Source organism: Metabacillus sp. SLBN-84 (assembly GCF_053629595.1).
Genome location: NZ_JBRJIP010000001.1, coordinates 2,359,830 through 2,386,445, shown reverse-complemented (window position 1 = coordinate 2,386,445; position 26,616 = coordinate 2,359,830). Strand labels below are relative to the sequence as shown.

The window sequence follows — 26,616 nt, the reverse complement described above, 5'->3', positions numbered from 1 at the left end:
GATTCACCAACGTTTGCTCGGTAATTGGGGTTTTTAAATGAAGGAGGTGAATAGGATGGCAATCACTCAAGAACGTAAGAATGAAATTATCGCTGAGTACAGAACACATGATACGGACACTGGTTCTCCAGAGGTTCAAATCGCTATCCTAACTGAGGATATTAACAATCTTAACGGACATTTACGTGTTCACAAGAAAGACCACCATTCACGTCGCGGTCTTTTGAAAATGGTAGGTAAACGCCGTAATCTTTTGACGTACCTGCGCAATAATGACGTAACTCGTTATCGTGACCTGATCAACAAGCTTGGTCTACGCCGATAATCTTTTGAAAAAGCGGGAGAAATTCCCGCTTTTTTAGTGTACGAAAATAAAAATACCAGGATTTGCACGTGATCTATTTACATACCGGAATAACATTGATATGTTGAATTTAAATCGTTCATAATAATACATACCTGTATGTTGTGACATATGATGAGAGGAGTTCATTTTTATATGGGACAAGATAAACAAGTGTTCTCCATTGACTGGGCAGGCAGAGAACTGACTGTTGAAGTCGGCCAGCTTGCAAAGCAGGCAAATGGAGCGGCCATGATCCGCTACGGAGATACTGCCGTACTGAGCACGGCAACTGCATCAAAAGAACCTAAGACTGTCGACTTTTTCCCGCTGACTGTCAACTACGAGGAGCGTCTTTACGCTGTCGGTAAAATTCCAGGGGGCTTTATTAAAAGAGAAGGACGTCCGAGCGAGAAAGCGATTCTTGCAAGCCGCCTGATTGACCGTCCCCTTCGTCCTCTGTTTGCAGACGGATTCCGCAATGAAGTTCAGGTTGTCAGCATCGTCATGAGTGTGGATCAGGACTGCTCATCTGAAATGGCAGCCATGTTCGGATCTTCTCTGGCACTGACGGTTTCAGACATTCCGTTTGAAGGCCCGATTGCAGGCGTTGTAGTCGGCCGTGTAGACAGCCAGTTTGTGATTAATCCAACAGTAGAGCAAATGGATAAAAGCGATATCCACCTCGTTGTTGCCGGAACGAAGGATGCAATCAACATGGTTGAAGCAGGCGCAGATGAAGTGCCTGAAGAAATCATGCTTGAAGCGATCATGTTCGGCCATAATGAGATTAAGCGCCTCATTGCTTTCCAGGAAGAGATTGCTGCAGCTGTAGGAAAAGAAAAATCGGAAGTGAAGCTTTACACACTTGATGCAGAGCTTGAAAAAGGCATTCGCGAAATGGCTGAGAAAAATCTGCTTTCAGCAATTCAGGTGCAGGAGAAGCATGCCCGTGAAGAAGCAATCAATGAAGTCAAAAAAACAGTGGTTGCACATTTCGAAGAGCAGGAAGCTGAAGCTGACACTTTAAAGCAGGTAAAAGAGATTCTTTCTAAATTAGTGAAGCAGGAAGTCCGCCGCCTGATCACAGAAGACAAAGTGCGCCCGGATGGCCGTAAGGTTGATGAAATCCGTCCTCTTTCTTCTGAAGTCGGCATGCTTTCCCGCACACACGGTTCCGGCCTGTTTACACGCGGACAGACGCAGGCTCTGAGCATCTGTACATTAGGTGCACTTGGCGACGTTCAAATCCTTGACGGCCTTGGCCTTGAAGAGACGAAGCGTTTTATGCACCATTACAACTTCCCTCTGTTCAGCGTAGGGGAAACCGGATTTATGCGCGGTCCCGGACGCCGGGAAATCGGACACGGGGCACTTGGAGAAAGAGCCCTTGAACCTGTGATTCCGTCAGAAAAGGACTTCCCTTATACAGTCCGTCTCGTATCAGAGGTTCTGGAATCAAATGGTTCTACTTCACAGGCAAGCATCTGTGCAAGCACGCTTGCCATGATGGATGCCGGTGTACCTCTTAAAGCGCCTGTAGCAGGTATTGCGATGGGTCTTGTCAAATCAGGAGATCATTATTCAGTTCTTACTGATATTCAGGGCATGGAAGATCACTTAGGCGACATGGACTTTAAAGTGGCTGGAACTGCAAAAGGTGTTACCGCACTTCAAATGGATATTAAAATCGACGGACTTTCCCGCGAAATTCTTGAAGAAGCGCTCCTGCAGGCGAAAAAAGGCCGCATGGAAATCCTTGAGTCAATGCTTGCAACGATAAAAGAGCCGCGTACAGAGCTTTCGCCATATGCACCAAAAATTCTGATGATGGCCATCAATCCTGATAAAATCCGTGATGTCATTGGACCAAGCGGAAAACAAATCAATAAAATCATCGAAGAAACTGGCGTGAAAATTGACATTGAACAAGACGGAACAGTCTTCATCTCTTCAACAAACGAAGAAATGAACCAAAAAGCGAAACAAATTATTGAAGACATTGTCCGCGAAGTAGTCGTAGGACAGCTGTACTTAGGTAAAGTAAAACGCGTTGAAAAATTTGGTGCGTTCGTTGAAATTTTCAATGGCAAAGACGGTTTAGTACACATTTCTGAACTTGCAGAAGAGCGCGTCGGAAAAGTTGAAGATGTTGTTAAAATCGGTGATGAGTTGCTTGTCAAAGTAACTGAAATTGATAAACAGGGTCGCGTCAACCTTTCAAGAAAAGCCGTTCTCCGTGAACAGAAAGAAAAAGAAAAGCAAAATTCTTAACGTGTAGAAGCCAGAATATCGAGTCTGGCTTCTTTTTGCTTTTTGGCTTAAAAGTGTCAAAAAGCGTGATTCCGCTTTTCGTATTGTCCAGAACGGCTCCGATGTAAAAAGCAAAACCGGCTTTTTTCATCGGATCCTTTTCTGTCCTTCGGAGCTGAGCAAGGCGATTCCGCTTTTCTGGTCTACCTAGTCCCCCTCTTACATACTTTCTAGTAAAAAGGGGGAAGACAAACATGAAGAGGTTCCGTTTGCTTGGGATAGTCATGCTGATGCTGCTGACAGCAGCTGTCATACAGAATCCGCTTACGTCTGCATATGTAGCGACGATGAAACAGGAAAACGTCGCTGCTGTTAAGCAGCAGGATGAATTGTATGAAACGATTGCAGCCAAAATAAAAGACTATGAAAAGCCTGCCCAGGATGCAGTCATACATACCGTCTGGAAAGCTACACCGGGCTATAACGGGCTGTCTGTAGATGCAGAAGCCTCGTACCGGAAAATGAAAAAAAATGGCGTCTTTGATGAAAAGCTTCTTGTTTATAAACAAGTCAGCCCCCGGGTTCACTTGAACGATCTGCCTCCAGCGCCTATTTACAGAGGCCATCCGGATAAGCCGATGGTTGCTTTTCTAATTAACGTTGCATGGGGAAATGAATACTTGCCGGACATGCTGCGCGTTTTAAAAAAGCATGGGGTTAAAGCTTCTTTTTTTCTCGAAGGAAAATGGGCTGAACAGAATCCTGACCTGGTCGCACAAATTTCAGCCGGAGGCCATGACATCGGCAACCATTCCTATTCCCATCCTGATATGGCCAGACTGACTTCAGACGAAATGAAGAGGCAGATAGCAAGGACTAATGAAATCATCAAAGGGCAGACAGGAAAACAGCCTGTCTGGTTTGCGCCTCCAAGCGGAAGCTTCAGGCAGGAAACCATTGCAGCCGCCGCAGAATATAACATGAAAACCGTCCTCTGGACCGTAGATACGATTGACTGGCAAAAGCCTGCGCCGAATGTTTTAGTTGAACGTGTCATGAAAAAAGTCCATAATGGGGCTATGATTCTCATGCACCCGACAGAATCTTCTTCAAACAGCCTGGAAACGCTGATCACATCCATTAAGCAAAAGGGCTACAGCTTTGGAAATGTAACGATGCTGATGGACGAAAAGCGGATGCCGGCACCGGAATGATGACAGAGGAGTGCATATTGCGGATCCTTGGAAGCATTGATAGGAGGAACAAGCTTGATAAAAAAATATACATGCCAAAACGGCGTAAGAGTTGTGCTCGAAAATATTCCCCATGTGAGATCAGTTGCAATAGGGGTTTGGATCGGCACCGGATCAAGAAATGAAAATGAAAAAAACAACGGCATTTCACACTTTCTGGAGCACATGTTCTTTAAAGGGACAAAAACAAGATCAGCACGGGAAATTGCTGAATCCTTTGACAGCATCGGCGGGCAGGTAAACGCTTTTACTTCTAAAGAATACACCTGCTATTACGCCAAAGTGCTTGATGAGCATTCAGATTTCGCGCTCGAAGTGCTTTCTGACATGTTTTTCAACTCCACTTTTGATGAGATTGAACTAAAAAAAGAGAAAAACGTCGTTTATGAAGAAATTAAAATGTATGAAGATACGCCTGATGATATCGTTCACGACCTTCTCAGCAGGGCTACCTACGGCAATCATCCCCTGGGATATCCGATTCTCGGAACGGAAGAAACTCTTGCAAAGTTTGAGAGCGACACATTAAGAGACTATATGGAGCAATACTATACTCCTGAAAATGTGGTCATTTCTGTTGCCGGAAATATTTCTGAGAGCTTCATTAAAGAAGTTGAAAAACAGTTCGGATCATTTGAAACATCGAAAAAAGGAACTGAAATTTCAGCTCCTGCCTTTATGACCGAGAAACTAGCACGTAAAAAAGATACCGAGCAGGCTCACCTTTGCATCGGTTTTGACGGCCTTCAGGTCGGACATGAAAAGATTTATGACCTGATCGTGCTGAACAACGTGCTAGGAGGCAGCATGAGTTCGAGACTCTTCCAGGATGTAAGAGAGCAAAAAGGTCTCGCATACTCCGTGTTCTCATACCATTCATCCTATCAGGATAATGGAATGCTGACCATTTATGGAGGCACGGGCCGGGCGCAGCTTGACGTCCTGTTTGAAACCATTCAGGAAACGCTTGAGGTCCTTAAAAGAGACGGCATTACGCAAAAAGAGCTGACAAACAGCGTAGAGCAGATGAAGGGCAACCTCATGCTCAGTCTTGAAAGCACAAACAGCCGCATGAGCCGAAACGGCAAAAACGAGCTCCTTCTCGGACGACACAGAAGCTTGGATGAAATGATTGAAAAAATTAATGAAGTAACAGCTGATAACGTAAATGCTCTTGCAAAACAGCTGTTTACAGATGAGTATTCCGTTGCGCTCATAAGCCCTGACGGAAAGCTTCCGTCTTCTCTACGTTAACTTCCCGGACCTGCCTTCAAAGCAGGTCTTTTTTTTGTGTGCGGGGATATATATGTTAAAAAGGAGGCTTCCTGAACATGAGACTGAGCGAGCTGAGCGGAAAAGAGATTGTCGATGTTAAGAGGGCGGAAAGACTCGGCATTCTGGGGCAGACCGATCTTGAAATCAATGAAAAAACCGGACAAATAACCGCCCTTGTGATTCCGTCTGTAAAATGGTTCGGATTCAGAAAACAAGGTGACGAAATAAGAGTTCCGTGGACCCACATTAAAAAGATTGGTTCAGATATGATCATTCTGGACATAGAAGATCATCAGATTAAGCTTCTTGAGTAAAAGCGATCGCTGCAGATCGCTTTTTTTTATGCGCTCAGGCCGCCAATTAATGCTCCTAAGACTATCACCCTGCATGGCGTTTTGACATAAGATGCTTAAGTAAGTTCACTATGAGTTTATTTATTTGAATATAGACATCGCGAAAAAGTAGGTGAAAGGGTCGTATGTTAACAGGACTTAATATAGCAGTCATTGGGGGAGATGCCCGGCAGCTTGAGGTGATCAGAAAGCTTACAGAACTGGATGCAAAACTGTTTTTAATCGGTTTTGATCAGCTGGACCATGGCTTTACCGGTGCCGCAAAGCTTAAGCTTGCCGAACTGCGGTTTGAAGAAATAGATGTGATCATTTTGCCTGTTCCCGGAACAAACCTTGAAGGCCATGTCGATACCATTTTCTCTAATGAAGAAGTCGTGCTGACGGAGGAGCTTATTGCAAGGACGCCTCCGCACTGCGTCATTTATTCCGGCATCAGCAATTCATACTTAAACGGAATAATTCAGGATACGAAAAGAGAGCTGGTTCAGCTGTTTGAACGGGATGATGTGGCCATTTATAATTCCATTCCTACCGTAGAAGGAACCATCATGATGGCCATACAGCACACGGATTTTACCATTCACGGTTCGAAAATAGCCGTTCTCGGACTCGGACGCGTAGGCATGAGTGTAGCACGGACATTTTCAGCTTTGGGGGCTAAAGTAAAAGTCGGAGCCAGAAAATCATCGCACATTGCACGAATTATTGAAATGGGGCTGCAGTCCTTTAAACTTGAAGATCTGGAGAAGGAAGTAACAGATGCCGATATTTGCATCAATACGATTCCCCATCAGATCGTGACGGCAAAAGTAATTTCAAAGATGCCTCCTCACACACTGATCATCGACCTTGCTTCAAAGCCGGGCGGCACGGATTTTAAATATGCTGAGAAAAGAGGCATTAAAGCACTGCTTGCACCGGGTCTTCCGGGGATAGTCGCCCCAAAAACAGCCGGTCAGATTGTTGCGAACGTCCTCGCATCATTGCTTTTAGAGGAGTTTTCTAAACGAAAGGGGCCATCATCATGAAAGTACAAGGCAAACGGATCGGATTCGGCCTGACTGGTTCACACTGCACCTATGACGCTGTTTTTCCGCAGATAAAACGTCTGATTGACGAGGGGGCGGATGTGATGCCGGTCGTTACTAACACGGTAAAAATGACAAATACAAGATTTGGCGAGGGAGCCGAATGGATTAAAAAAATCGAGGAGCTTACAGGCCACAAAGCCATTGATTCCATTTTAGGAGCTGAGCCTCTTGGCCCGAAGATTCCTCTGGACTGCATGGTTGTCGCGCCGATGACAGGGAATTCCATGAGCAAACTCGCAAATGCAATGACAGAATCTCCTGTCCTTATGGCGGCAAAAGCAACTCTCAGAAATCATAAACCGGTTGTTCTCGGCATTTCAACAAATGACGGTCTTGGACTGAACGGTGCAAATTTAATGAAGCTGATGGCTGCCAAAAATATTTTTTTTATACCGTTTGGCCAGGATGCACCATTTCAAAAGCCTAACTCGCTTGTTGCTAAAATGGATCTGCTTTTGGAAACAGTAGAGGCAGCACTTGAGCATACACAGTTTCAGCCGGTCATTATTGAAAAATTCCGGGATGACGAATAAGCCTCTTCCTGCTAGAATAGAAGGCAAGAAAAATCATGGTTGTATAATGCATACACCTGGTCTATGATAAACTAATACACAATATGATATGAAGTTATTCCGGAAACCGCCGGATATTCGCGGAAGGGGCTATGATTGATGAGTACAAATGGTTATCACATTGCTGTCCTCGGTGCAACAGGCGCTGTAGGCCAGCAAATGCTAAAAACGCTTGAAGAACGGAACTTTCCGGTATCAAAGCTGACGCTGCTGTCGTCAGAACGGTCTGCAGGCAAAAAAGTCCTCTTTAGAGGAGAAGAACATATTGTTCAGGCAGCATCTCCCGAAAAGTTTGAAGGAGTTCAAATTGCTCTTTTCAGCGCTGGCGGAAGCATTTCCAAAATCTTTGCTCCTGAAGCTGTGAAGCATGGTGCAATCGTTGTGGACAATACGAGCGCATTCCGCATGGCTCAGGACGTTCCTCTTGTTGTGCCTGAAGTAAACGAAGAAGACTTAAAATCGCATAAAGGCATTATCGCCAATCCGAACTGCTCAACGATTCAAATGGTTGCTGCGCTTGAGCCGCTGAGAAAAGCTCACGGATTAAACAAAGTAATCGTATCCACTTACCAGGCAGTTTCAGGATCAGGCGCTGCTGCGATTGAAGAGCTGAAAACACAGTCAGAGGCGATTCTTTCCGGAAAGGATTTCACACCGGAAATCCTTCCTGTTAAAGGCGATAAAAAACATTTTCAGATTGCATTTAATGCGATTCCGCAAATTGATAAATTCGAAGACAACGGATTTACGTTCGAAGAAATGAAAATGATGAACGAAACAAAAAAAATTATGCATATGCCGGAGCTTGAAATTGCCGCAACATGCGTAAGGATTCCGGTTGAAACCGGACACTCTGAATCTGTCTATATTGAACTTGATTCCGATAATGTAGGAGTGTCTGAAATCCGCGAGCTTTTAAAAGAAGCTCCTGGAGTAACGCTTCAGGATGACCCGAGTGCACAGCTGTATCCGATGCCTGCTGATTGTGTCGGCAAAAATGATGTGTTTGTAGGGCGTATCCGAAAAGATCCGGACCGTGCAAACGGCTTCCATTTATGGATTGTGTCTGATAATCTTTTAAAAGGCGCTGCATGGAATTCTGTGCAAATTGCAGAAAGCCTTGTTCAGCTGAAGTTAGTATAAGAAGGTTCAGGAGAGAGCAAGGGTACATAATGCCTGCTCTCTTCTCTTACGTATAGAGTCGGGGTGTTAGGATGAAATTGATCGTACAAAAATTTGGCGGGACGTCAGTAAAAGACGATCACGGCCGGAAAATGGCTTTGAATCATATAAGAGAAGCGTTAAAGGAGCAGTATAAAGTGGTCGTTGTCGTCTCGGCAATGGGCAGAAACGGTGATCCGTATGCAACAGATTCCCTTTTAAATCTGCTTTACGGAGGCAGTGCATCGATTTCAAAGCGCGAACAGGATATGCTCCTGTCGTGCGGGGAAACGATATCTTCCGTGGTATTCACGAGCATGCTGAAGTCAGAAGGCATTGCAGCTGCCGCTCTAAGCGGGGCGCAGGCCGGCTTTTTAACAAATGAAGACTTTACAAATGCAAAGATTCTCGACATGAAATGCGAACGCCTGAGAAGAGAGCTTGACCGTCACGATGTGGTTGTCGTCGCAGGTTTTCAGGGAGCGGCAAAATCCGGTGACATCACAACAATCGGCCGAGGCGGAAGCGACACATCCGCAGCTGCACTTGGAGCAGCTCTTGATGCAGAATTCATCGATATTTTTACAGATGTAGAAGGGGTCATGACGGCTGATCCAAGAATTGTTGAATCAGCAAAGCCGCTGACCACGGTCACGTATACGGAAATCTGCAATCTTGCTTATCAGGGTGCTAAGGTCATCCATCCAAGAGCGGTGGAGATTGCCATGCAGGCGAAGGTTCCAATCAGAATCCGCTCCACGTACTCATCCGGTCCGGGGACACTCGTGACCTCCCATCATTCTGAAAAGCTCGGCAGCGACCTGCAGGAAAGGCTGATTACCGGCATTGCCCACGTTCCGAATGTGACGCAGCTGAACGTTACGGCAAAAGAGGGACAGTACGAGGTGCAGACAGAAGTATTCAAAGCAATGGCGCGCGCCGGCATCAGCGTCGACTTCTTCAACATCACACCAAGCGCAGTCATCTATACGGTTTCTGAGGAAGTAACGGATGAAGCAGTACGAATACTGAAAAGCATGGGATATGACCCTGCTGTTAAACGCCACTGTGCCAAAGTTTCCACAGTTGGCGCCGGCATCGCAGGAGTACCCGGAGTGACAGCGAAAATTGTGACGGCCCTGTCGGAAGAAGGCATTCAAATTCTCCAGTCGGCAGATAGTCATACCACGATTTGGGTATTAGTAAAAGAGGAAGATATGATCAGCGCCGTGAATGCTCTGCATAGCGCATTTGATCTGTCTGAATAAAAGACAGAAACTTAGAAAGAAGAAGAGGAGTGGCACAATGATTGACTTTGGCAGTATTTCAACAGCCATGGCAACACCATTTGACAAAAACGGCAACATTGATTTTCAGAAGACTACCCAGCTTGTTGATTACCTGATCAATAATGGGTCAGATTCACTTGTTGTGGCAGGAACGACAGGAGAATCCCCTACTCTGACATCTGAGGAAAAAATCGCACTGCTGAAGCATGTCGTTCAGGCTGCAGGCGGCAGAATTCCTGTTATTGCAGGTACAGGAAGCAATAACACCAAGGACTCTATTGATCTGACAAAAAAAGCGGAAGCAGCAGGCGCCGATGCCATCATGCTTGTCGCGCCATATTATAATAAACCAAGCCAGGAAGGAATGTATCAGCATTTCAAAACAATTGCAGCAGCCACAAAACTTCCTGTTATGATCTACAACGTTCCCGGAAGAACGGTTGTCAGCATTTCTCCTGCTGTGATTGCAAGACTTGCTGAACTTCCAAATGTCGTTGCTGTAAAAGAAGCAAGCGGCGACCTTGAAGCGATGGCAGAAATCATTTCATCAACGCCTGAAGATTTTGCTGTTTATTCAGGAGATGACGGATTAACGCTTCCAGCACTTGCAATTGGAGGCAGTGGGGTAGTCTCTGTAGCATCTCATATCATCGGAAATGAAATGCAGGAGATGATCTCCGCATTCAGAAGCGGTGAAACAGTGCGTTCAGGTGCTATTCACAGAAAACTGCTGCCGGTTATGCAGCAGCTGTTTAAAGCGCCAAGCCCTGCACCTGTGAAAACGGCTCTTCAGCTCAGAGGCCTTGACGTCGGACCCGTCAGACTACCGCTTTTGGCGCTCACTGAAAGTGAAAGAAACGAACTTATTGCCGTCCTGTCTAAAATAAAATAAGCATGAGAAGATCGAGTCTGTAACCAGGACTCGATCTTTTTTGGTTCTTTTCGCAGAGTCTGCTGCTTTAATCATGAAGATTTCGTCTGCGCGTCAGATTATTTCCTTGTATTCCAATTCTTTCTTCAGTTATAATAGGCATTAGTTGTATTGGACGGGTTCAGGGAGGATTACCAATTGAATAAACAGACAGAAACCATCAAGATCATTGCCCTAGGCGGAGTTGGAGAAATAGGCAAGAACTTGTATGTCATTGAAATCGATCATAACATCTTCATCGTCGACGCTGGATTGATGTATCCAGAAGCCGGGATGCTGGGGATTGATATGGTCATTCCTGACATTACATACTTGCGGGAAAATGCAGATCGGGTAAAGGGCATCTTTTTAACCCACGGTCACGACGAGAATATTGGCGGAGTTTTCTATGTTCTCAGACATTTGTCCATACCGGTTTACGGAACGAAACTTACTCTTGCACTGGTTTCCCAGAAAGTAAAAGAACTTAACCCTAAGCAAAAAGCAGAATATGTCGAAGTTGATTCATCAACTGTTCTGGATTTTGAAGGAGTCAAGGTTTCTTTCTTCAGAACCATACACAGTATACCTGACTCTGTCGGTGTCTGCTTCCATACTTCACTTGGAGCGATCGTGCACACAGGTGATTTTAAATTTGATACAACTCCTGTTTTGAATGCACGCTCTGATTTAGGGAAAATGGCTATGATCGGCGAAGAAGGCGTTCTTTGTCTTCTTTCAGACAGCACAAATGCAGAAAGACCCGGGTTCACAGCCTCTGAAACAGGTGTCGGACAAGAGATATCGGACGCGATGTACAGCGCAAAAGGCAGAACGATTGTTGCCATATACGCATCAAATATCAACCGGATCGTTCAGGTCATTCACGCAGCCGCTGAAAATAACAGAAAGCTTGTCCTGCTTGGAAACTCAATTAAAAATGTTTATGAAATGGCAGAAAAATTAGGATACATCACCGAAAGTGAGAATATCATCATACCCGTCCAAGAGATCGATACCTATCCTAAGCATGAGGTTGCCGTCCTTACTACAGGTCATCAGGGAGAACCGTTAACAGTTCTTAACCGCATGGCAAAAGGCGCCCATAAACAATTAAAAATTGAAGCAGAAGATACAGTTATTATTTCTGCAACTCCAGTACCGGGAAATGAGCTCCATTTTTCAAAGACAGTTGATTTGCTTTACCGCGCAGGAGCAAGCGTAGTATTCGGACAAAAACAGATTCATGTATCAGGACATGGAAGCCAAGAAGAGCTGAAACTAATGCTCAACATTATGAAGCCGAAGTATTTCATGCCTGTCAATGGCGAGTTTAAAATGCAGAAAGCTCATGCGAAGCTTGCCGTATCTGCAGGAATTGAAGAAGAAAACATCTTTCTTGTTGAAAAAGGCGATGTTGTCGAATTCAGCGAACATAAAGCGAAATCTGTTTCGAAGGTTCCTGCAGGAAACGTTCTGATTGACGGCCTTGGAGTCGGAGACATTGGAAACATCGTTCTCAGAGACCGGAGACTTCTTTCACAGGACGGCATCCTGATCGTCGTCGTTACACTGGACAGAAGCAAAAAAACGATGATATCAGGACCGGAGATCATCTCAAGAGGCTTCGTCTATGTAAGAGAGTCAGAAGAGCTGATCCAAAAAGCATCGGGCATGGTAACGGAAATCGTTGAAAAAAGCATGCAGGGCACAGGCATCGAATGGTCAGCCCTCAAGCTTAATATCCGCGAATCGCTCAACCGCTTCCTCTTCGAACAGACAAAGCGCAGACCGATGATCTTGCCGATTATTATGGAAGTTTAATTAACATATATTTCAGCCATCCAAAAATCCGAACTGGGTATAACTAGTTCGGATTTTTTCTGTGTTAAATACGGTTTTATCTGTAAGTATTCGTTTATTTAAATGCTTTTATCAGTCATGGACCTATTGGTGATGCACCTTTCCAGGCGGATCTTCATTTGCAGGGTCGTTCCCATTAGTGCCTCTTTCTTCTAGTTGATGGAACTATTCTCCTGATAAGTGCCTTCAATCTGGTGATTATACTGTTTGATTGTTTTAAACTTCCCGATAAGTGCCCCAACTTGATGATTCTTCTTTTTGAGGGTACTTATCTTCTCGATAAGTGCCATCAAGCTGATGATTTTTCTGTTTGAGGGTACTTATCTTCTCGATAAGTGCCCCCAACCTGATGATTCTTCTGTTTGAGGGTACTTATCTTCCCGATAAGTGCCATCAACCTGATGATTCTTCTGTTTGATGGTTCTGATCTTCCCGATAAGTGCCCCCAACTTGATGATTCTTCTTTTTGAGGGTACTTATCTTCCCGATAAGTGCCCCCAACCTGATGATTCTTCTGTTTGAGGGTTCTGATCTTCCTGATCAGTACCCTCAACCTGATGATTCTTCTGTTTGATGGAACTGTTCTTCCTGATAAGAGCCCCCAACCTGAGAATCCTTCTGTTTGATGGAACTGTTCATCATGATTAGTGCCTCCAACCTGAGAAAAACTCCAGTGGACTGCAGCGGATGGAACTTGACTCCTGCGGGATGAAGACTCCCATCCCTCCCCGCGGAAAGCAAGTTCCTGGAGCGAAAGGGAACGGGTATTAACGGTAAATCAACTTTCATATGGGAAAACTTTAAACAAGCATAACGCCGCTTCCGCTTAACAGAAGAATGTTTTTCCCTCTTCATGCTCATAATAAAAGCATTCATAACAGGAAGGAAGAATGCAGATGAACCGCTACATACAGGAAAATTCCGAACAGAACCCGGATAAGCAGGACGGAAAAGAACCAAGCCTGGTCGAAAAAATCCAGCAGCTCGGATCAACAAACGTTCCTCAGCTCTCACAGGATTCACGAATACACTGCCTGACCATTATCGGACAGATTGAAGGCCACATCCAGCTGCCGCCGCAAAACAAAACAACGAAATATGAACACGTTATTCCGCAAATCGTCGCAATCGAGCAAAACCCTAAAATTGAAGGCCTCCTGATTGTGCTGAATACCGTTGGAGGGGATGTTGAAGCCGGCCTCGCAATCGCTGAAATGCTTGCTTCCCTATCAAAACCGACTGTATCCATCGTCCTTGGAGGAGGCCATTCCATCGGCGTGCCGATTGCCGTTTCCTGCGATTATTCTTTTATTGCCGAAACTGCAACGATGACCATCCATCCCGTGAGGCTGACAGGCCTTGTCATCGGTGTCCCGCAGACGTTTGAGTACCTTGATAAAATGCAGGACAGGGTCGTGAATTTTGTGACAAAGCACTCGAATATCTCTGAAGAGAAATTCAAAGAGCTGATGTTTTCTAAAGGAAATTTAACCCGTGACATCGGAACAAATGTAGTCGGAAACGACGCGGTTCAGTACGGGCTGATTGACGGAGTGGGCGGAGTCGGCCAGGCGATCATGAAGCTGAATGAACTGATAGGGAAGGATAAAGGCACTGAAGAGGAGAAGATGCTGCAATGATTCTATACACTTCTATGCCGGAGGAACTTATTTTCCCGGCAGAGGCAAAAGAGTACAGCGCATTTTCTTTTGTTGAATGCAACGGGGTGCAAATGCAGGTGAGACAGACAGAAGGAAATGAATATGAAGTTGTTCGTATCCTCAGCACCAATCCGGAAGACTATTTAAATGAACAGTACTCGCCGGGACAAAAAATTACGATGTCATTCTCGTTTTCTCCATAATATGCTATACTTAAGCTACACAAACATGTCCGCAGCCCTCAGTTGGCTGCTTTCTTTGTTTGCAAGAGGGCGAATGCCCTCAGCAAATTTTCTGCACAGGTGATAATGAAATGGCCAAACAAAAAAGAAGACAAAAGAAAAAGAATGACAACTGGCGCGAAACACTGAAATTTGAGCTGATTGGCCTTGGAATCCTTGCGATCGCGCTGATTGCGATATCAAGCCTTGGATTCGTAGGCAAGACAGTGGTTTACGTGTTCAGGTTTTTTATTGGCGAGTGGTTTATGGCCGCTCTAATCGGCATGCTGATCCTGGCGGGCTTTATCATGTGGAACAGAAGGTGGCCGCATTTGGTTTCAAGACAGATGGTAGGACTGTACTGTCTGCTTGCAGCCATTCTGCTGCTCAGTCATGTAACACTGTTTCAAATGCTCACCAAAAAAGGAGCACTTACTTCTCCAAGTGTCATAACCAACACATGGGAACTGTTTTTCATGGAAGTAAACGGACAAATCAGAACGCCGGACCTTGGAGGGGGCATGATTGGAGCCATCCTTTTTGCAGCTTCTTTTTATTTATTTGCGGCAGCCGGTTCAAAGATCATTTCGTTCATACTGATTCTTGTCGGAATTGTTCTGATTACAGGAAGATCTCTTGGAACCACACTCGGAAAAATAGCCGTGCCATTTTTCCGCTTTATGAAAAATCAGGCTATTACATTTATGGAGGATATGAAGAATCTTCCGCAATCGATAAAAAATGCAAGACAGCAGGAAGAAGCAAAACCGAAGAAAGCCAAAAAACAGCGCAGGCATGAGGAAGAAGACGATGCTGAGGAAGAAGAAGCAGAAATTGTACATGCAGAACCCATCATCTCAAGCTTCGCAGACAAAGATGAACGCGAGCCTGAGCCGGCTGTGCATTTTCAGGATGAGGCTAAGCCTGAACAGACGAGAACACCTAAAAAGAAGGCGGATGCAGATTCTTCAGAAGAATTGCCGGGACCTCCCATTACCTTTACAGAGGTAGAGAATAAATCGTATGCCCTTCCTTCACTTGACCTGCTTTCACAGCCGAAGGTGAACAGCCAGCAAACAGATAAGAAAAACATCTATGAAAATGCGCGTAAGCTGGAAAAAACCTTTCAAAGCTTCGGTGTCAAAGCTAAAGTAACACAGGTTCATCTTGGACCGGCAGTAACCAAGTACGAAGTCTATCCTGATGTTGGCGTAAAGGTAAGCAAAATTGTGAACTTAAGTGATGATCTTGCTTTGGCGCTTGCAGCGAAAGATATCCGGATAGAGGCGCCGATTCCAGGCAAATCAGCCATCGGGATAGAGGTTCCCAATTCCGAAATCGCCATGGTATCCCTGCGGGAGGTGCTTGAATCAAAAGCAAATGACCGCCCGGATGCCAAGCTTCTCATGGGTCTTGGCCGCGATATATCAGGAGATGCTGTTCTTGCTGAAATGAATAAAATGCCTCATTTGCTCGTTGCCGGATCAACTGGAAGCGGAAAGAGTGTCTGCATCAATGGCATCATTACAAGTATTTTAATGAGAGCAAAACCGCATGAAGTAAAAATGATGATGATCGATCCAAAGATGGTCGAGCTTAACGTTTACAATGGTATTCCCCATTTGCTCGCACCTGTTGTGACAGACCCGAAAAAGGCATCACAGGCACTGAAAAAGGTTGTAAACGAAATGGAGAGAAGATATGAACTGTTCTCTCATACAGGCACGAGAAACATTGAAGGATATAACGAATATATTCGCCGGTCAAACCTTGAAGAGGGAACGAAGAATCCGGAATTCCCGTATATTGTCGTCATCGTTGACGAGCTTGCGGATTTGATGATGGTTGCATCGTCTGATGTGGAGGACAGCATTACCCGACTGTCGCAAATGGCGCGTGCTGCAGGCATTCACCTGATTATCGCCACCCAGCGGCCGTCAGTGGATGTCATCACCGGTGTCATTAAAGCAAACATTCCATCAAGGATCGCCTTCAGCGTGTCTTCTCAGACCGATTCACGCACAATACTCGACATGGGAGGCGCTGAAAAGCTTCTCGGCAGGGGGGACATGCTTTTCCTTCCGGTTGGTGCATCCAAGCCTGTAAGGGTACAGGGAGCTTTTCTGTCCGATGAAGAAGTGGAAAAAGTCGTTTCGTACGTGATTTCCCAGCAGAGAGCGCAATACCAGGAAGAAATGATGCCGTCTGAAACAGCGGAAGTAAAAGAAGAAGTGAATGATGATTTGTATGATGATGCTGTTCAGCTCGTTCTTGAAATGCAGACGGCTTCTGTATCCATGCTGCAAAGACGGTTCCGTGTCGGCTACACCAGAGCGGCAAGACTGATTGATGCAATGGAAGACAGAGGCGTTGTCGGACCATACGAGGGCAGCAAGCCGAGAGAGGTCCTCATTTCAAAAGACCATTATGACGAAGTGAGTTCATAAAAGAAAGGCAGCCAATGCCTTTCTTTTTTTTGGCTCTTTTTGATATCAAAGAGAAACGGCAAACGGCAATCCAATCTAAAATAGGAAATAACGAATAGAAAATAGCGAATCTTTTTTGTGAGCATTTCTCTATAAATGACATACAGCTAGTGAGAAAGTGCTATCTCTTTTTCGACAAATTTATTAATTTTCTATTTATTTATTTTAAAATACATGGTATATTATTTTCGATTAGAGAAAGGGTATAACATCAGATGTCTGATCTCTTAATTGGAACGATTGGACGGAGGCTAAGTATGACTATTAAAACAGATAACCGTCATTTATATTTGCAGGTCATAGATCGAATTAAAGAAGATATTGAAAATGGAACATACGTAGAAAAAGAAAAGCTTCCTTCTGAATTTGAGCTTTCCAAAAAGCTTGGAGTAAGCCGCGCGACCCTCAGAGAAGCGCTCCGCATACTCGAAGAAGAAAACGTCATCATCCGCCGCCATGGTGTAGGGACGTTCATAAACTCCAAACCTCTCTTTACTTCAGGCATCGAACAATTGAACAGTGTGACTCAAATGATTGAACAGGCCAATATGCTGCCTGGCACCATTTTTCTTTCCTCACAAGTCAACAGTCCGACAGAAGAGGATGTTAAGCGGTTTAAATCCCGTGCAAGCGATGACATTTTTCTTCTTGAGCGGGTCAGAACAGCAAATGGAAAACCGGTCGTTTATTGTCTGGATAAAATTCCGAGGCATATTCTTCCGGCGTCGTTTATCCATGAACAGGAATCATTGTTTGAACTGCTTGATGAAGAAGCAGGACGCTACATTTCTTATGCGGTCACACACATTGAACCAATCGGTTACCACGAAAAGATTTCCCCAATTCTGGAATGTGATCCTGAAACCGCGCTGCTTTGCCTGAAACAAATGCATTTCGATGAAAACGATCAGCCCGTGCTGTATTCACTTAATTATTTCCGCGCAGACCAATTCAGCTTTCACGTTGTAAGAAAGCGCTTGTAAAAACGTTTGCAGCTATAAGGAGGTGGTTCCAAGGTCGAAGGTGTTTCAAAGTTCTTATAGCAAATGATTTTAAATGAATAATAGGGGGAAGAAAACGTGAAAAAACGCTTTGGTTTAACAATGTCGCTTGTCCTTGCTGCCGGTACTCTTCTAAGTGCATGCGGATCATCTGGAGAAAAAGACAATGCAGGTGAAGACAAAAAAGAGGGTTTCTCGGTTGCGATGGTAACGGATACAGGCGGTGTTGATGATAAGTCATTCAACCCAGTCGGCATGGGAAGGCATCCAGTCATACGGTGAGGATAACGGGCTTAAAAAGGGACAAGGCGGATTTGACTATGCACAGTCTCAGAGTGACGCAGATTATGAAACGAACTTAAACAAGCTTGTCAGACAAAAATTTGATCTTGTTTACGGAATCGGATATTTGATGACTGATGCAATTACTGTCATTGCCGATCAGCAAAAAGACGCTAAATTTGCAATCGTTGACAGTGTAGTGGACAAGCCGAACGTAGCAAGCATCACATTCAAAGAGCATGAAGGCTCATACCTTGTAGGTGTAGCTGCCGGACTTTCAACAAAATCAAACAAAGTCGGATTTGTCGGCGGAATGGAAGGCTCCCTGATCAAGAAGTTTGAAGTTGGTTTTGTTGAAGGCGTAAAAGCAGCAAATCCTGATGCAGAAGTCATTGTACAGTATGCAGGTACATTCAGCGATGCGGCAAAAGGACAACAGGTTGCTGAAATTATGTACGGCCAGGGCGCTGACGTAATCTACCATGCAGCAGGCGGAGCAGGAAACGGCGTCTTCACTGCAGCTGTTGACTTAAAAACGAAAAGCCCGGATAAAGATGTATGGGTAATCGGTGTTGACCGCGACCAGCATGAGCTTGGAGAAGGCGACGGCTTCAACGTAACACTTACATCAATGGTTAAAGGCGTAGACGTTGCTGTTAAAGACCTTGCTGAAAAAGCTAAAGGCGGAGACTTCCCAGGCGGAGAAATCATTGAATACGGCCTGAAAGAAAATGGCGTAGGAATTGCTCCGACACAGGACAACCTTTCTGAAGATGTCATTGCTAAAGTAGATGAGTACAAGCAAAAAATCATCGACGGTGAAATTACTGTACCATTCGAATAAGCAGGAACCTATAACTCTGATAAAAAGGCTAGGCATATTCTAGCCTTTTTATTAGCCTGTAAAGTCGCCTGACTAAAAGTCTATAAGCTTCATGAGAGATTTATAGATTTTTAGTTGGTGATTTTCTAAAGCAATAAAAGGAGTCAATGAATAGAGAGAAAACATAAATTCCTGACATCAATCATCACAATCATCAATGAGCTTCATGGGAAAAGGAGTGATCATGTTGGAATATGTCATTGAAATGCTCGGAATCCGCAAAGAATTTCCGGGAATCGTTGCGAACGATAACATTAATCTTCAAGTAAAAAAGGGCGAAATCCATGCGCTGCTTGGCGAAAACGGCGCTGGTAAATCTACACTGATGAACGTACTGTTCGGTTTGTATCAGCCTGAAAAAGGCGAAATTCGCGTAAAAGGCAAACCAGTCAGCATTACAAACCCAAATATCGCGAATGATCTGGGAATAGGTATGGTACACCAACATTTTATGCTTGTCAATAATTTTTCTGTTACAGAAAATATTATTCTTGGAAACGAGCCGACTCAATCAGGAAAAATTAATTTAAAAGATGCTGAGAAGCAAGTGCAAGACATTTCTGAGAAATACGGGCTCGCTGTTAACCCTTCTGCTAAAATCAGTGATATTTCTGTCGGCATGCAGCAGCGTGTTGAAATTCTAAAAACGCTTTACAGGGGTGCGGAAATTCTTATTTTTGATGAACCGACGGCCGTTTTGACGCCTCAGGAAATCAAAGAACTGATCAGCATTATGAAAACGCTGATAAAAGAAGGCAAATCCATCATTCTGATTACACACAAGCTGAAGGAAATTATGGAAGTCTGTGACCGTGTGACTGTCATAAGAAAAGGCGAAGGCATCGGCACTGTCAATGTAAGTGAGACAAACCCGAACGAGCTTGCATCTCTAATGGTCGGCCGCGAAGTTCTTTTTACGACTGAAAAGACGGAACCGAAACCTGCTGCAGAAGTTCTGAAAATAGAAAATCTGACAGTAAAAGACAGCCGGAATGTCACGGTTATTGACTCTCTGAATCTGTCTGTCAGAGCAGGGGAAATTGTCGGCATTGCTGGAGTCGACGGAAACGGCCAGTCTGAATTGATCGAATCCATCACCGGGCTAATGAATTCTGAATCAGGCTCCATTCTGCTTAATGGCAAGGAAATCCGTAATCAAAAACCGAGAAAAATTACTGAGTCAGGTGTGGGACACATTCCTCAGGACCGTCATAAACACGGACTTGTTCTGGATTTTCCTGTCGGTGAGAACATGGTGCTGCAAACGTATTATCAAAAGCCTTTCTCTAAAAGAGGTGTTCTGAATTTCAAGGCAATTTACGAAAAAGCTGAGAAGCTGATTAAGGAATTTGATGTAAGAACACCCGGCAGTTCAACGCTTGCCCGTTCGCTTTCTGGAGGTAATCAGCAAAAGGCGATTATCGGCCGTGAAATTGACAGAGATCCGGATCTCCTGATCGCTGCACAGCCGACGAGGGGACTTGATGTCGGAGCGATTGAATTTATCCACAGACGCTTGATTGAGCAGCGGGATAAAGGAAAAGCGGTCCTTCTCCTTTCTTTTGAGCTTGAAGAAATTATGAACGTAAGTGATAAAATTGCCGTTATTTATGAAGGGAAAATCGTTGCGATTGTGAATCCGAAAGAGACAACTGAACAGGAACTTGGTTTGCTCATGGCAGGAAGCAGCCGCAGGGAAGCAGGTGCCACAACATGAATTTAACACGCTATTTCAACATCATTGTACCCGCCATTGCGGTTTTGCTCGGTTTAATTTGCGGTGCAGTCATTATGCTTATAACCGGATATGATCCGGTTGCAGGATACGCAGCTTTATGGAACGGTATATTCGGCGAAACGTATTACATCGGCGAAACAATCCGCCAGCTGACTCCTTATATTCTTGCAGGTCTTGCTGTTGCTTTTGCTTTCAGGACAGGCCTTTTCAATATCGGAGTAGAAGGACAGCTGATTGTTGGCTGGTTTGCAGCTGTATGGGTCGGGGTAGCATTTGAGCTGCCGAAGATCATCCATCTGCCGCTTGCGATACTCGCTGCAGCTCTTGCAGGGGCGCTTTGGGGATTCATTCCGGGTCTTTTAAAAGCCCGTTTCAAAGTGCATGAGGTTATTGTAACGATTATGATGAACTACATTGCGCTTTATTTAACGAACCATTTGATTCAGTATGTTCTTTCAGATAAAGGGGATAAGTCAGAAACCATCTTCGCGTCTGCTTCACTCAGCTCGCCTCTTTTTCAGGAACTAACGGATTATTCAAGAATGCATTACGGGATATTCCTTGCATTAATTGGTGCTCTTGTTATGTGGTTCCTGCTTGAGAAAACGACGAAGGGCTACGAGCTCAGATCTGTAGGCTTTAACCAGAATGCAGCACAGTATGCAGGAATGAACGTCAGCAGAAACATTATCCTGTCCATGGTTATTTCCGGAGCATTTGCAGGGATAGCCGGAGCAATGGAAGGCCTTGGGACGTTCCAGTATGTATCTGTGAAAAATGGATTTACCGGAGTAGGATTTGACGGAATCGCTGTTGCGCTTCTTGGAGGAAATACTGCGATCGGCATCATTTTCGCTGCAGCGCTTTTCGGCGGACTGAAAGTCGGGGCGCTGAATATGCCGTCTGAGGCAGGAGTTCCATATGAGCTTGTTGAGATCGTCATCGCTCTGATCATCCTGTTCGTTGCTTCAAGCTACTTTATCCGCTGGATACTGCTGCGTTTCAAAAAGGAGGGGAAATAAGTGAGCATACTTCACGTGTTAGAACTCATCATCCCAACGGCTTTATTTGTTGCTGCTCCGCTTATTTTCACGGCACTTGGAGGCATGTTCAGTGAACGTTCAGGCGTTGTTAACATCGGCCTTGAAGGATTAATGGTCATCGGAGCATTTGTCGCCATCGTATTCAATCTGACATTTGCCGATCAGTTCGGGGATGCAACACCGTGGCTGTCTATTCTTGCAGCGCTTGCAGCAGGTGCTTTGCTGTCTGTGCTTCATGCAGTAGCATCCATCACATTCCGGGCAGATCAAGTAGTAAGCGGGGTTGCCATAAACTTCCTTGCTATCGGCCTGGCGCTATTCTTAGTAAAGCTTTTTTATGATAAAGGGCAGACAGACCGGATTACAGAAAGCTTCAATAAAATCGACATCCCAGTATTAAGTGATATCCCGGTTATCGGACCTCTTTTCTTCTCAAATGGCTATATCACAACGTATATTGCCATCTTTACGGCTTTTGCTGTTTGGTTTGTTATGTACAAAACGCCGTTTGGACTGCGTCTCCGTGCTGTCGGTGAGCATCCGATGGCGGCAGACACGATGGGAATTAACGTTACGAAGATGCGCTATATCGGAGTCATTCTGAGCGGTGCGTTCGCAGGTGTGGGCGGAGCCGTTTACGCAACCATTATTGCCCGCGATTTCAGCCACGCGACAATCAGCGGCCAGGGCTTCATGGCGCTTGCTGCCCTGATCTTCGGAAAGTGGCATCCCCTTGGCGCCATGGGAGCGGCCATCTTCTTCGGACTTGCTCAGGGTCTGAGCGTTATCGGCGGACAGCTTCCTCTTCTTGAGGACATTCCGACTATGTATCTTCTGATCACACCTTATGTGCTGACTATTCTTGCGCTAACAGGATTTATCGGACGCGCAGATGCACCAAAAGCACTTGGAACACCTTATGAAAAGGGAAAAAGATAGGAACAAAAGTGAAAGCGCCCTGACTATCGGATCTAATCAGGTCGCTGGAGCTGGACGGGCATAACTTTGTCATGTCATCCACAGTCTTATACTTTTTAAAATTCCTAAACCGAACAACATTAGCGGTCCCGCCACACGGCGGGGCCGTTTTTGCATGAATGCAAATTCGGGACAGCGGCACACTAATGGCAGTGAGGCGGGATATCATTTCCTTAATTATCCTAAAGTTGATATAATTACTAGAATGGTTCCATACGCTAATGTAGAAAACAGGTAAAAATATAAGAGAAACTGCTTGTTAGGAGGGTCATTATGAGTTATTTAAATGAACAAATCGAAACAATCAACGGCTTGACGCTTCATACCGTTCAAACGGATAAATTTAAGACAAATTCACTTGTATTTAAAATGCTTGCCCCGCTTAATGAAGAAGACGTGACATTCCGCGCGCTCCTTCCTTATGTTCTTCAAAGGGGGACAAAAACGTTTCCGACAAGCACAGAACTCAGAAAGCACCTTGATGAACTTTACGGTGCAACACTTTTTGTGGACCTGTCGAAAAAAGGCGACCATCATATTATTTCCATCCGCATCGAAGTTGCCAATGAACGCTTTTTGTCAGATCAGACCCCGCTTCTTGAAAAAGCGATGAAGCTTCTGTCTGAGATTGTGCTTTCTCCTGTTGTAAAAGATTCCTCCTTTCCTGATGAGATCATTACTCAGGAAAAACGGACGCTTAAGCAGCGGATCCAGGCGGTCTATGACGATAAAATGAGATATTCCAATTTAAGGCTTGTACAGGAAATGTGCAAAGATGAGCCGTACCGCCTGCATGTAAACGGAGAGATTGACCATCTTGACCGCATTACATCCGAGAGCCTTTATGAGTACTATAAAAAAGCATTAAAAGAAGACAAAATGGACCTCTACGTTACCGGTGACGTCTCGAAGGAAGAGGTAAGCAAGTATACAAAGCAGTTTTTTGTGTTTGGTGAAAACGCCCACAAATCAGCTGAGAAATCCATCACCGAAAAAAGACAGTCCGAACCAAATGAAGTGATTGAAAAGCAGGACGTGAAGCAGGGCAAGCTGAATATCGGCTACCGCACCCATTGTACTTACGGGGATAAAGAGTACTATGCACTTCAGGTTTTCAACGGAATTTTTGGAGGGTTTTCCCACTCAAAACTGTTTATTAATGTCCGCGAAAAAGAAAGTCTCGCTTATTATGCCGCCTCGAGAGTCGAAAGCCACAAGGGACTTCTAATGGTCATGTCAGGCATTGAATTTGCAAACTTTGAACGGGCCGTAACCATCATTAAAGAACAAATGGAAGCGATGAAAAACGGTGATTTTGAAGAGAAGGAAATTGATCAGACAAAAGCGGTTATAAAAAATCAGCTTCTTGAAACAATTGATACGTCATACGGAGCTGTAGAAGTGCTGTATCACAACGTCATTTCGAACATTGACGAGCCTTTTGACAAGTACCTGGATGGAATCGAGCATGTAACAAAAGAAGATATTGTTGCAGCTGCGGGGAAAATTGAACTTGATACGGTGTACTTCTTAACGGGAAAGGAGGAGGCTTAAATGGCAAAATCCATAAAGTTTGATCAGCTGCAGGAAGAGCTGTTCTATGAAAAAATGCAGAATGGCCTGAACGTGTATGTTCTCCCTAAAAAAGGATTCAATAAAACCTATGCGACGTTCACTACGAAATATGGTTCGATTGACAATGAATTTGTACCCCTTGATCAAAAGGACATGATTTCTGTTCCGGACGGAATCGCTCATTTTCTTGAGCATAAACTTTTTGAAAAAGAAGATGGAGATGTTTTTCAGGATTTCAGCAAGCAGGGAGCCTCTTCAAATGCCTTTACATCGTTTACAAGGACAGCTTATTTATTTTCAAGTACTTCAAATGTTGAAAAAAACCTTGAAACCCTTGTTGATTTTGTTCAGGATCCCTACTTCACGGAAAAATCTGTCGAGAAAGAAAAAGGCATTATCGGCCAGGAGATCAACATGTATGACGATAATCCCGACTGGCGTCTGTATTTCGGGCTCATTCAGAACATGTTCCACAAGCATCCGGTCGGGATTGACATTGCCGGGACAGTAGAGTCAATTTCTAAAATAACGAAAGACCTTCTGTATGAGTGCTATCACACGTTTTATCATCCAAGCAATATGCTGTTGTTTGTCACAGGCCCTGTTGATCCGGAAAGCATTCTGTCGCAGATCCGGGATAATCAGGACAAAAAAGACTTTAAGCCGCCGGCTGAGATTAAACGGGCTGAAGTGAATGAGCCTGATACGGTCGCCAAAGCTTCGGAAAAGCTGAAAATGAATGTGCAGTCTTCAAAATGCCTTGTCGGACTGAAAGCAAAGCAGGCTGACCGCTCAGGGGAAGAGCTGATGAAGCACGAGCTGTCAATGAACCTCATTTTGGATATGGTGTTTGGAAAAAGCTCTGAGAAGTATACAGAACTGTATGAAAGTGGTCTGATCGATGATACATTCAGCTATGATTATACAGAAGAAAGCGGGTTTGGCTTTGCCATGATCGGCGGCGATACAGACCGTCCGGATGAGCTTGCAGACGAAATTAAGGAGACGCTGCTCAAGGCTAAGCGCGAAGGTATACCTGCAGATCGTCTTGAAAATGCCAAAAAGAAAAAAATCGGCTCTTTTTTGAGAGCGATTAATTCACCTGAGTACATCGCAAACCAGTTCACACGCTATTCATTCAATGAAATGAATTTGTTTGATGTTGTGCCTGTTCTTGAGCAATTGACAAACGATGATATCCATTCTACGCTGAATGAAGTGGTTGAAGAAGAGCTGTTTTCTGTCTGCCAGGTTGTACCGAAATAAACATCCTTTTTGAGGGTGTTTTTTTCTCGGTCAAGATAAGAGGAAAGAGGAGAACGATGAAAAAAACGGCATTGATTACGGGAGCAAGCGGAGGAATCGGTCTCGCGACAGCAAGAAAGCTTGCTTCTGAAGGATATGATTTAATCTTGCATTATTACCGGAACAAAGAACCGCTGGAGAGGCTTAAGGATGAGCTTCCTGTACAATGCCGGATTGTACAGGCAGATCTGTCGCACCCAACAGGACCTGACACGCTTATGGAACAGGGAATCGCTGCAGACCTTCTTATATTGAACAGCGGAAAGAGCCGGTTTGGCCTGATGACTGATCTGAATGATGATGAAATTGATGAACTCGTTCAGCTTCATATCACAAGCCCCTATAAAATTGCACAGAAGGCAATCCCTTCAATGGTACTCAAAAAAAGCGGAAATATTGTAGTGATCACGTCGATATGGGGTGAGATTGGCGCCTCATGCGAAGTGCTCTACAGTATGGTGAAGGGCGGGCAAAACTCGTTTGTAAAAGCCCTGGCGAAAGAGCTTGCTCCATCTGGAATCAGGGTAAATGGGGTATCTCCCGGCGCAGTTAAAACGAAGATGCTCGATGAATTTACAGAAGAAGAGCTGGATGATTTAAAAGAAGAAATACCTCTTGGACGGCTCGGGCGGCCGGAAGAAATTGCGGATGCTGTATCTTTTGCTGCATCAGAGCGGGCAAGCTACATAACCGGTCAGATTCTTTCGGTTAATGGAGGCTGGCACGTGTAAATTTTTCGTTCCGTTTCCGCATAAATTTATGAAGCAAAGACAAACTAACACTGTATTCCATTTAATTAGGAGGGGTTAGAATGTCTGTTTTAGATAACTGGGATCAGTGGAAAAATTTCCTCGGCGACCGTCTGCACCATGCTGAGGGCGACGGAATGAAACAAGAAGCTGTAGGCGACCTTGCTTATGAAATCGGAGATTACCTTGCAAAACAGGTAGACCCGAAAAATGATCAGGAAAAAGTTCTTGCAGATCTTTGGAGCGTTGCTTCTAAAGACGAGCAGCATGCCATTGCGAACATGATGGTAAAACTTGTCCAAAATAACGGCACAAGATAAGAGGGGACGCA

22 protein-coding genes and 1 pseudogene are annotated in these 26,616 nt (G+C 44.7%); all 23 read left to right on the top strand.

What is annotated here, in order from left to right; genetic code table 11:
• Positions 1-55: 55 nt before the first annotated feature.
• Positions 56-325 carry a 30S ribosomal protein S15 gene (gene rpsO / locus RKD52_RS12190; protein WP_029281245.1) on the top strand — a complete coding sequence of 90 codons (270 nt, stop codon included), beginning with the start codon at positions 56-58 and terminating at the stop codon, positions 323-325.
• A gap of 174 nt (positions 326-499) precedes the next feature.
• A complete protein-coding gene (gene pnp, locus RKD52_RS12185) occupies positions 500-2,617 on the top strand; it encodes a polyribonucleotide nucleotidyltransferase (protein WP_369733142.1) in 2,118 nt (705 codons plus the stop codon).
• 233 nt (positions 2,618-2,850) lie between these two features.
• The gene (locus RKD52_RS12180) at positions 2,851-3,810 is read left to right on the top strand and encodes a polysaccharide deacetylase family protein (RefSeq protein ID WP_454099934.1); all 960 of its coding nucleotides are present in this window, start codon (positions 2,851-2,853) and stop codon (positions 3,808-3,810) included.
• Positions 3,811-3,864: 54 nt separating this feature from the next.
• Positions 3,865-5,103, top strand: a complete 1,239-nt coding sequence (locus tag RKD52_RS12175) for a M16 family metallopeptidase (RefSeq protein ID WP_029281240.1) — start codon at positions 3,865-3,867, stop codon at positions 5,101-5,103.
• A gap of 77 nt (positions 5,104-5,180) precedes the next feature.
• The gene (locus tag RKD52_RS12170; RefSeq protein WP_029281238.1) at positions 5,181-5,438 is read left to right on the top strand and encodes a YlmC/YmxH family sporulation protein; all 258 of its coding nucleotides are present in this window, start codon (positions 5,181-5,183) and stop codon (positions 5,436-5,438) included.
• A gap of 164 nt (positions 5,439-5,602) precedes the next feature.
• Positions 5,603-6,505 carry a dipicolinic acid synthetase subunit A gene (gene dpaA, locus RKD52_RS12165; RefSeq protein ID WP_369733144.1) on the top strand — a complete coding sequence of 301 codons (903 nt, stop codon included), beginning with the start codon at positions 5,603-5,605 and terminating at the stop codon, positions 6,503-6,505.
• Positions 6,502-7,101, top strand: coding sequence for a dipicolinate synthase subunit B (gene dpaB, locus RKD52_RS12160; RefSeq protein ID WP_454099933.1), 600 nt, complete (start codon positions 6,502-6,504; stop codon positions 7,099-7,101). The genes dpaA and dpaB overlap by 4 nt, the downstream gene beginning before the upstream one ends.
• A 138-nt stretch (positions 7,102-7,239) precedes the next feature.
• Complete coding sequence (gene asd, locus RKD52_RS12155) at positions 7,240-8,283, top strand: aspartate-semialdehyde dehydrogenase (RefSeq protein ID WP_454099932.1); 1,044 nt, start codon at positions 7,240-7,242, stop codon at positions 8,281-8,283.
• A 71-nt stretch (positions 8,284-8,354) separates the two neighbouring features.
• Entirely contained in the window at positions 8,355-9,569 is a 1,215-nt protein-coding gene (gene dapG, locus RKD52_RS12150; protein WP_454099931.1) for an aspartate kinase, read from the top strand.
• A 37-nt stretch (positions 9,570-9,606) separates the two neighbouring features.
• Entirely contained in the window at positions 9,607-10,482 is an 876-nt protein-coding gene (gene dapA, locus RKD52_RS12145; RefSeq protein WP_454099930.1) for a 4-hydroxy-tetrahydrodipicolinate synthase, read from the top strand.
• Between the two features lie 177 nt (positions 10,483-10,659).
• The gene (locus RKD52_RS12140; RefSeq protein WP_454099929.1) at positions 10,660-12,324 is read left to right on the top strand and encodes a ribonuclease J; all 1,665 of its coding nucleotides are present in this window, start codon (positions 10,660-10,662) and stop codon (positions 12,322-12,324) included.
• 935 nt (positions 12,325-13,259) lie between these two features.
• Positions 13,260-14,003 (top strand): ClpP family protease, encoded by a 744-nt coding sequence (locus RKD52_RS12135; RefSeq protein ID WP_369733149.1) that lies wholly within the window; start codon positions 13,260-13,262, stop codon positions 14,001-14,003.
• Entirely contained in the window at positions 14,000-14,227 is a 228-nt protein-coding gene (locus RKD52_RS12130) for a YlzJ-like family protein (RefSeq protein WP_029281222.1), read from the top strand. The genes RKD52_RS12135 and RKD52_RS12130 overlap by 4 nt, the downstream gene beginning before the upstream one ends.
• 110 nt (positions 14,228-14,337) lie before the next feature.
• Positions 14,338-16,692 (top strand): DNA translocase FtsK, encoded by a 2,355-nt coding sequence (locus RKD52_RS12125; RefSeq protein ID WP_454099928.1) that lies wholly within the window; start codon positions 14,338-14,340, stop codon positions 16,690-16,692.
• Between the two features lie 296 nt (positions 16,693-16,988).
• The gene (locus RKD52_RS12120) at positions 16,989-17,714 is read left to right on the top strand and encodes a GntR family transcriptional regulator (protein ID WP_369733151.1); all 726 of its coding nucleotides are present in this window, start codon (positions 16,989-16,991) and stop codon (positions 17,712-17,714) included.
• Between the two features lie 120 nt (positions 17,715-17,834).
• Positions 17,835-18,858: pseudogene (locus RKD52_RS12115) on the top strand (BMP family lipoprotein).
• A 226-nt stretch (positions 18,859-19,084) separates the two neighbouring features.
• On the top strand, positions 19,085-20,614 hold the full coding sequence (locus tag RKD52_RS12110) for an ABC transporter ATP-binding protein (protein WP_454101204.1): 1,530 nt from the start codon (positions 19,085-19,087) through the stop codon (positions 20,612-20,614).
• A complete protein-coding gene (locus tag RKD52_RS12105) occupies positions 20,611-21,657 on the top strand; it encodes an ABC transporter permease (RefSeq protein WP_029565636.1) in 1,047 nt (348 codons plus the stop codon). Before RKD52_RS12110 ends, RKD52_RS12105 begins: the two co-directional genes overlap by 4 nt.
• A gap of 6 nt (positions 21,658-21,663) precedes the next feature.
• Positions 21,664-22,617, top strand: coding sequence for an ABC transporter permease (locus tag RKD52_RS12100; RefSeq protein WP_369734054.1), 954 nt, complete (start codon positions 21,664-21,666; stop codon positions 22,615-22,617).
• 312 nt (positions 22,618-22,929) lie between these two features.
• Positions 22,930-24,210, top strand: coding sequence for an EF-P 5-aminopentanol modification-associated protein YfmF (gene yfmF, locus RKD52_RS12095; protein WP_454099927.1), 1,281 nt, complete (start codon positions 22,930-22,932; stop codon positions 24,208-24,210).
• The gene (yfmH, locus tag RKD52_RS12090) at positions 24,211-25,497 is read left to right on the top strand and encodes an EF-P 5-aminopentanol modification-associated protein YfmH (protein ID WP_454099926.1); all 1,287 of its coding nucleotides are present in this window, start codon (positions 24,211-24,213) and stop codon (positions 25,495-25,497) included. It abuts the gene before it with no gap.
• Positions 25,498-25,553: 56 nt separating this feature from the next.
• A complete protein-coding gene (ymfI, locus tag RKD52_RS12085; protein ID WP_454099925.1) occupies positions 25,554-26,267 on the top strand; it encodes an elongation factor P 5-aminopentanone reductase in 714 nt (237 codons plus the stop codon).
• Between the two features lie 80 nt (positions 26,268-26,347).
• Positions 26,348-26,605, top strand: coding sequence for a DUF3243 domain-containing protein (locus tag RKD52_RS12080; protein WP_029281204.1), 258 nt, complete (start codon positions 26,348-26,350; stop codon positions 26,603-26,605).
• Positions 26,606-26,616: the final 11 nt, after the last annotated feature.

Bases quoted from the DNA above. Each gene is read 5' to 3' on its own strand.
- RKD52_RS12080 (WP_029281204.1), top strand. From the start codon at position 26,348: ATGTCTGTTTTAGATAACTGGGATCAGTGGAAAAATTTCCTCGGCGAC.
- yfmH (WP_454099926.1), top strand. From the start codon at position 24,211: ATGGCAAAATCCATAAAGTTTGATCAGCTGCAGGAAGAGCTGTTCTAT.
- RKD52_RS12125 (WP_454099928.1), top strand. From the start codon at position 14,338: ATGGCCAAACAAAAAAGAAGACAAAAGAAAAAGAATGACAACTGGCGC.
- RKD52_RS12180 (WP_454099934.1), top strand. From the start codon at position 2,851: ATGAAGAGGTTCCGTTTGCTTGGGATAGTCATGCTGATGCTGCTGACA.
- RKD52_RS12120 (WP_369733151.1), top strand. From the start codon at position 16,989: ATGACTATTAAAACAGATAACCGTCATTTATATTTGCAGGTCATAGAT.
- RKD52_RS12170 (WP_029281238.1), top strand. From the start codon at position 5,181: ATGAGACTGAGCGAGCTGAGCGGAAAAGAGATTGTCGATGTTAAGAGG.
- RKD52_RS12135 (WP_369733149.1), top strand. From the start codon at position 13,260: ATGAACCGCTACATACAGGAAAATTCCGAACAGAACCCGGATAAGCAG.
- ymfI (WP_454099925.1), top strand. From the start codon at position 25,554: ATGAAAAAAACGGCATTGATTACGGGAGCAAGCGGAGGAATCGGTCTC.
- dpaA (WP_369733144.1), top strand. From the start codon at position 5,603: ATGTTAACAGGACTTAATATAGCAGTCATTGGGGGAGATGCCCGGCAG.
- asd (WP_454099932.1), top strand. From the start codon at position 7,240: ATGAGTACAAATGGTTATCACATTGCTGTCCTCGGTGCAACAGGCGCT.
- RKD52_RS12130 (WP_029281222.1), top strand. From the start codon at position 14,000: ATGATTCTATACACTTCTATGCCGGAGGAACTTATTTTCCCGGCAGAG.
- dapA (WP_454099930.1), top strand. From the start codon at position 9,607: ATGATTGACTTTGGCAGTATTTCAACAGCCATGGCAACACCATTTGAC.
- yfmF (WP_454099927.1), top strand. From the start codon at position 22,930: ATGAGTTATTTAAATGAACAAATCGAAACAATCAACGGCTTGACGCTT.
- rpsO (WP_029281245.1), top strand. From the start codon at position 56: ATGGCAATCACTCAAGAACGTAAGAATGAAATTATCGCTGAGTACAGA.
- dpaB (WP_454099933.1), top strand. From the start codon at position 6,502: ATGAAAGTACAAGGCAAACGGATCGGATTCGGCCTGACTGGTTCACAC.
- pnp (WP_369733142.1), top strand. From the start codon at position 500: ATGGGACAAGATAAACAAGTGTTCTCCATTGACTGGGCAGGCAGAGAA.
- RKD52_RS12105 (WP_029565636.1), top strand. From the start codon at position 20,611: ATGAATTTAACACGCTATTTCAACATCATTGTACCCGCCATTGCGGTT.
- dapG (WP_454099931.1), top strand. From the start codon at position 8,355: ATGAAATTGATCGTACAAAAATTTGGCGGGACGTCAGTAAAAGACGAT.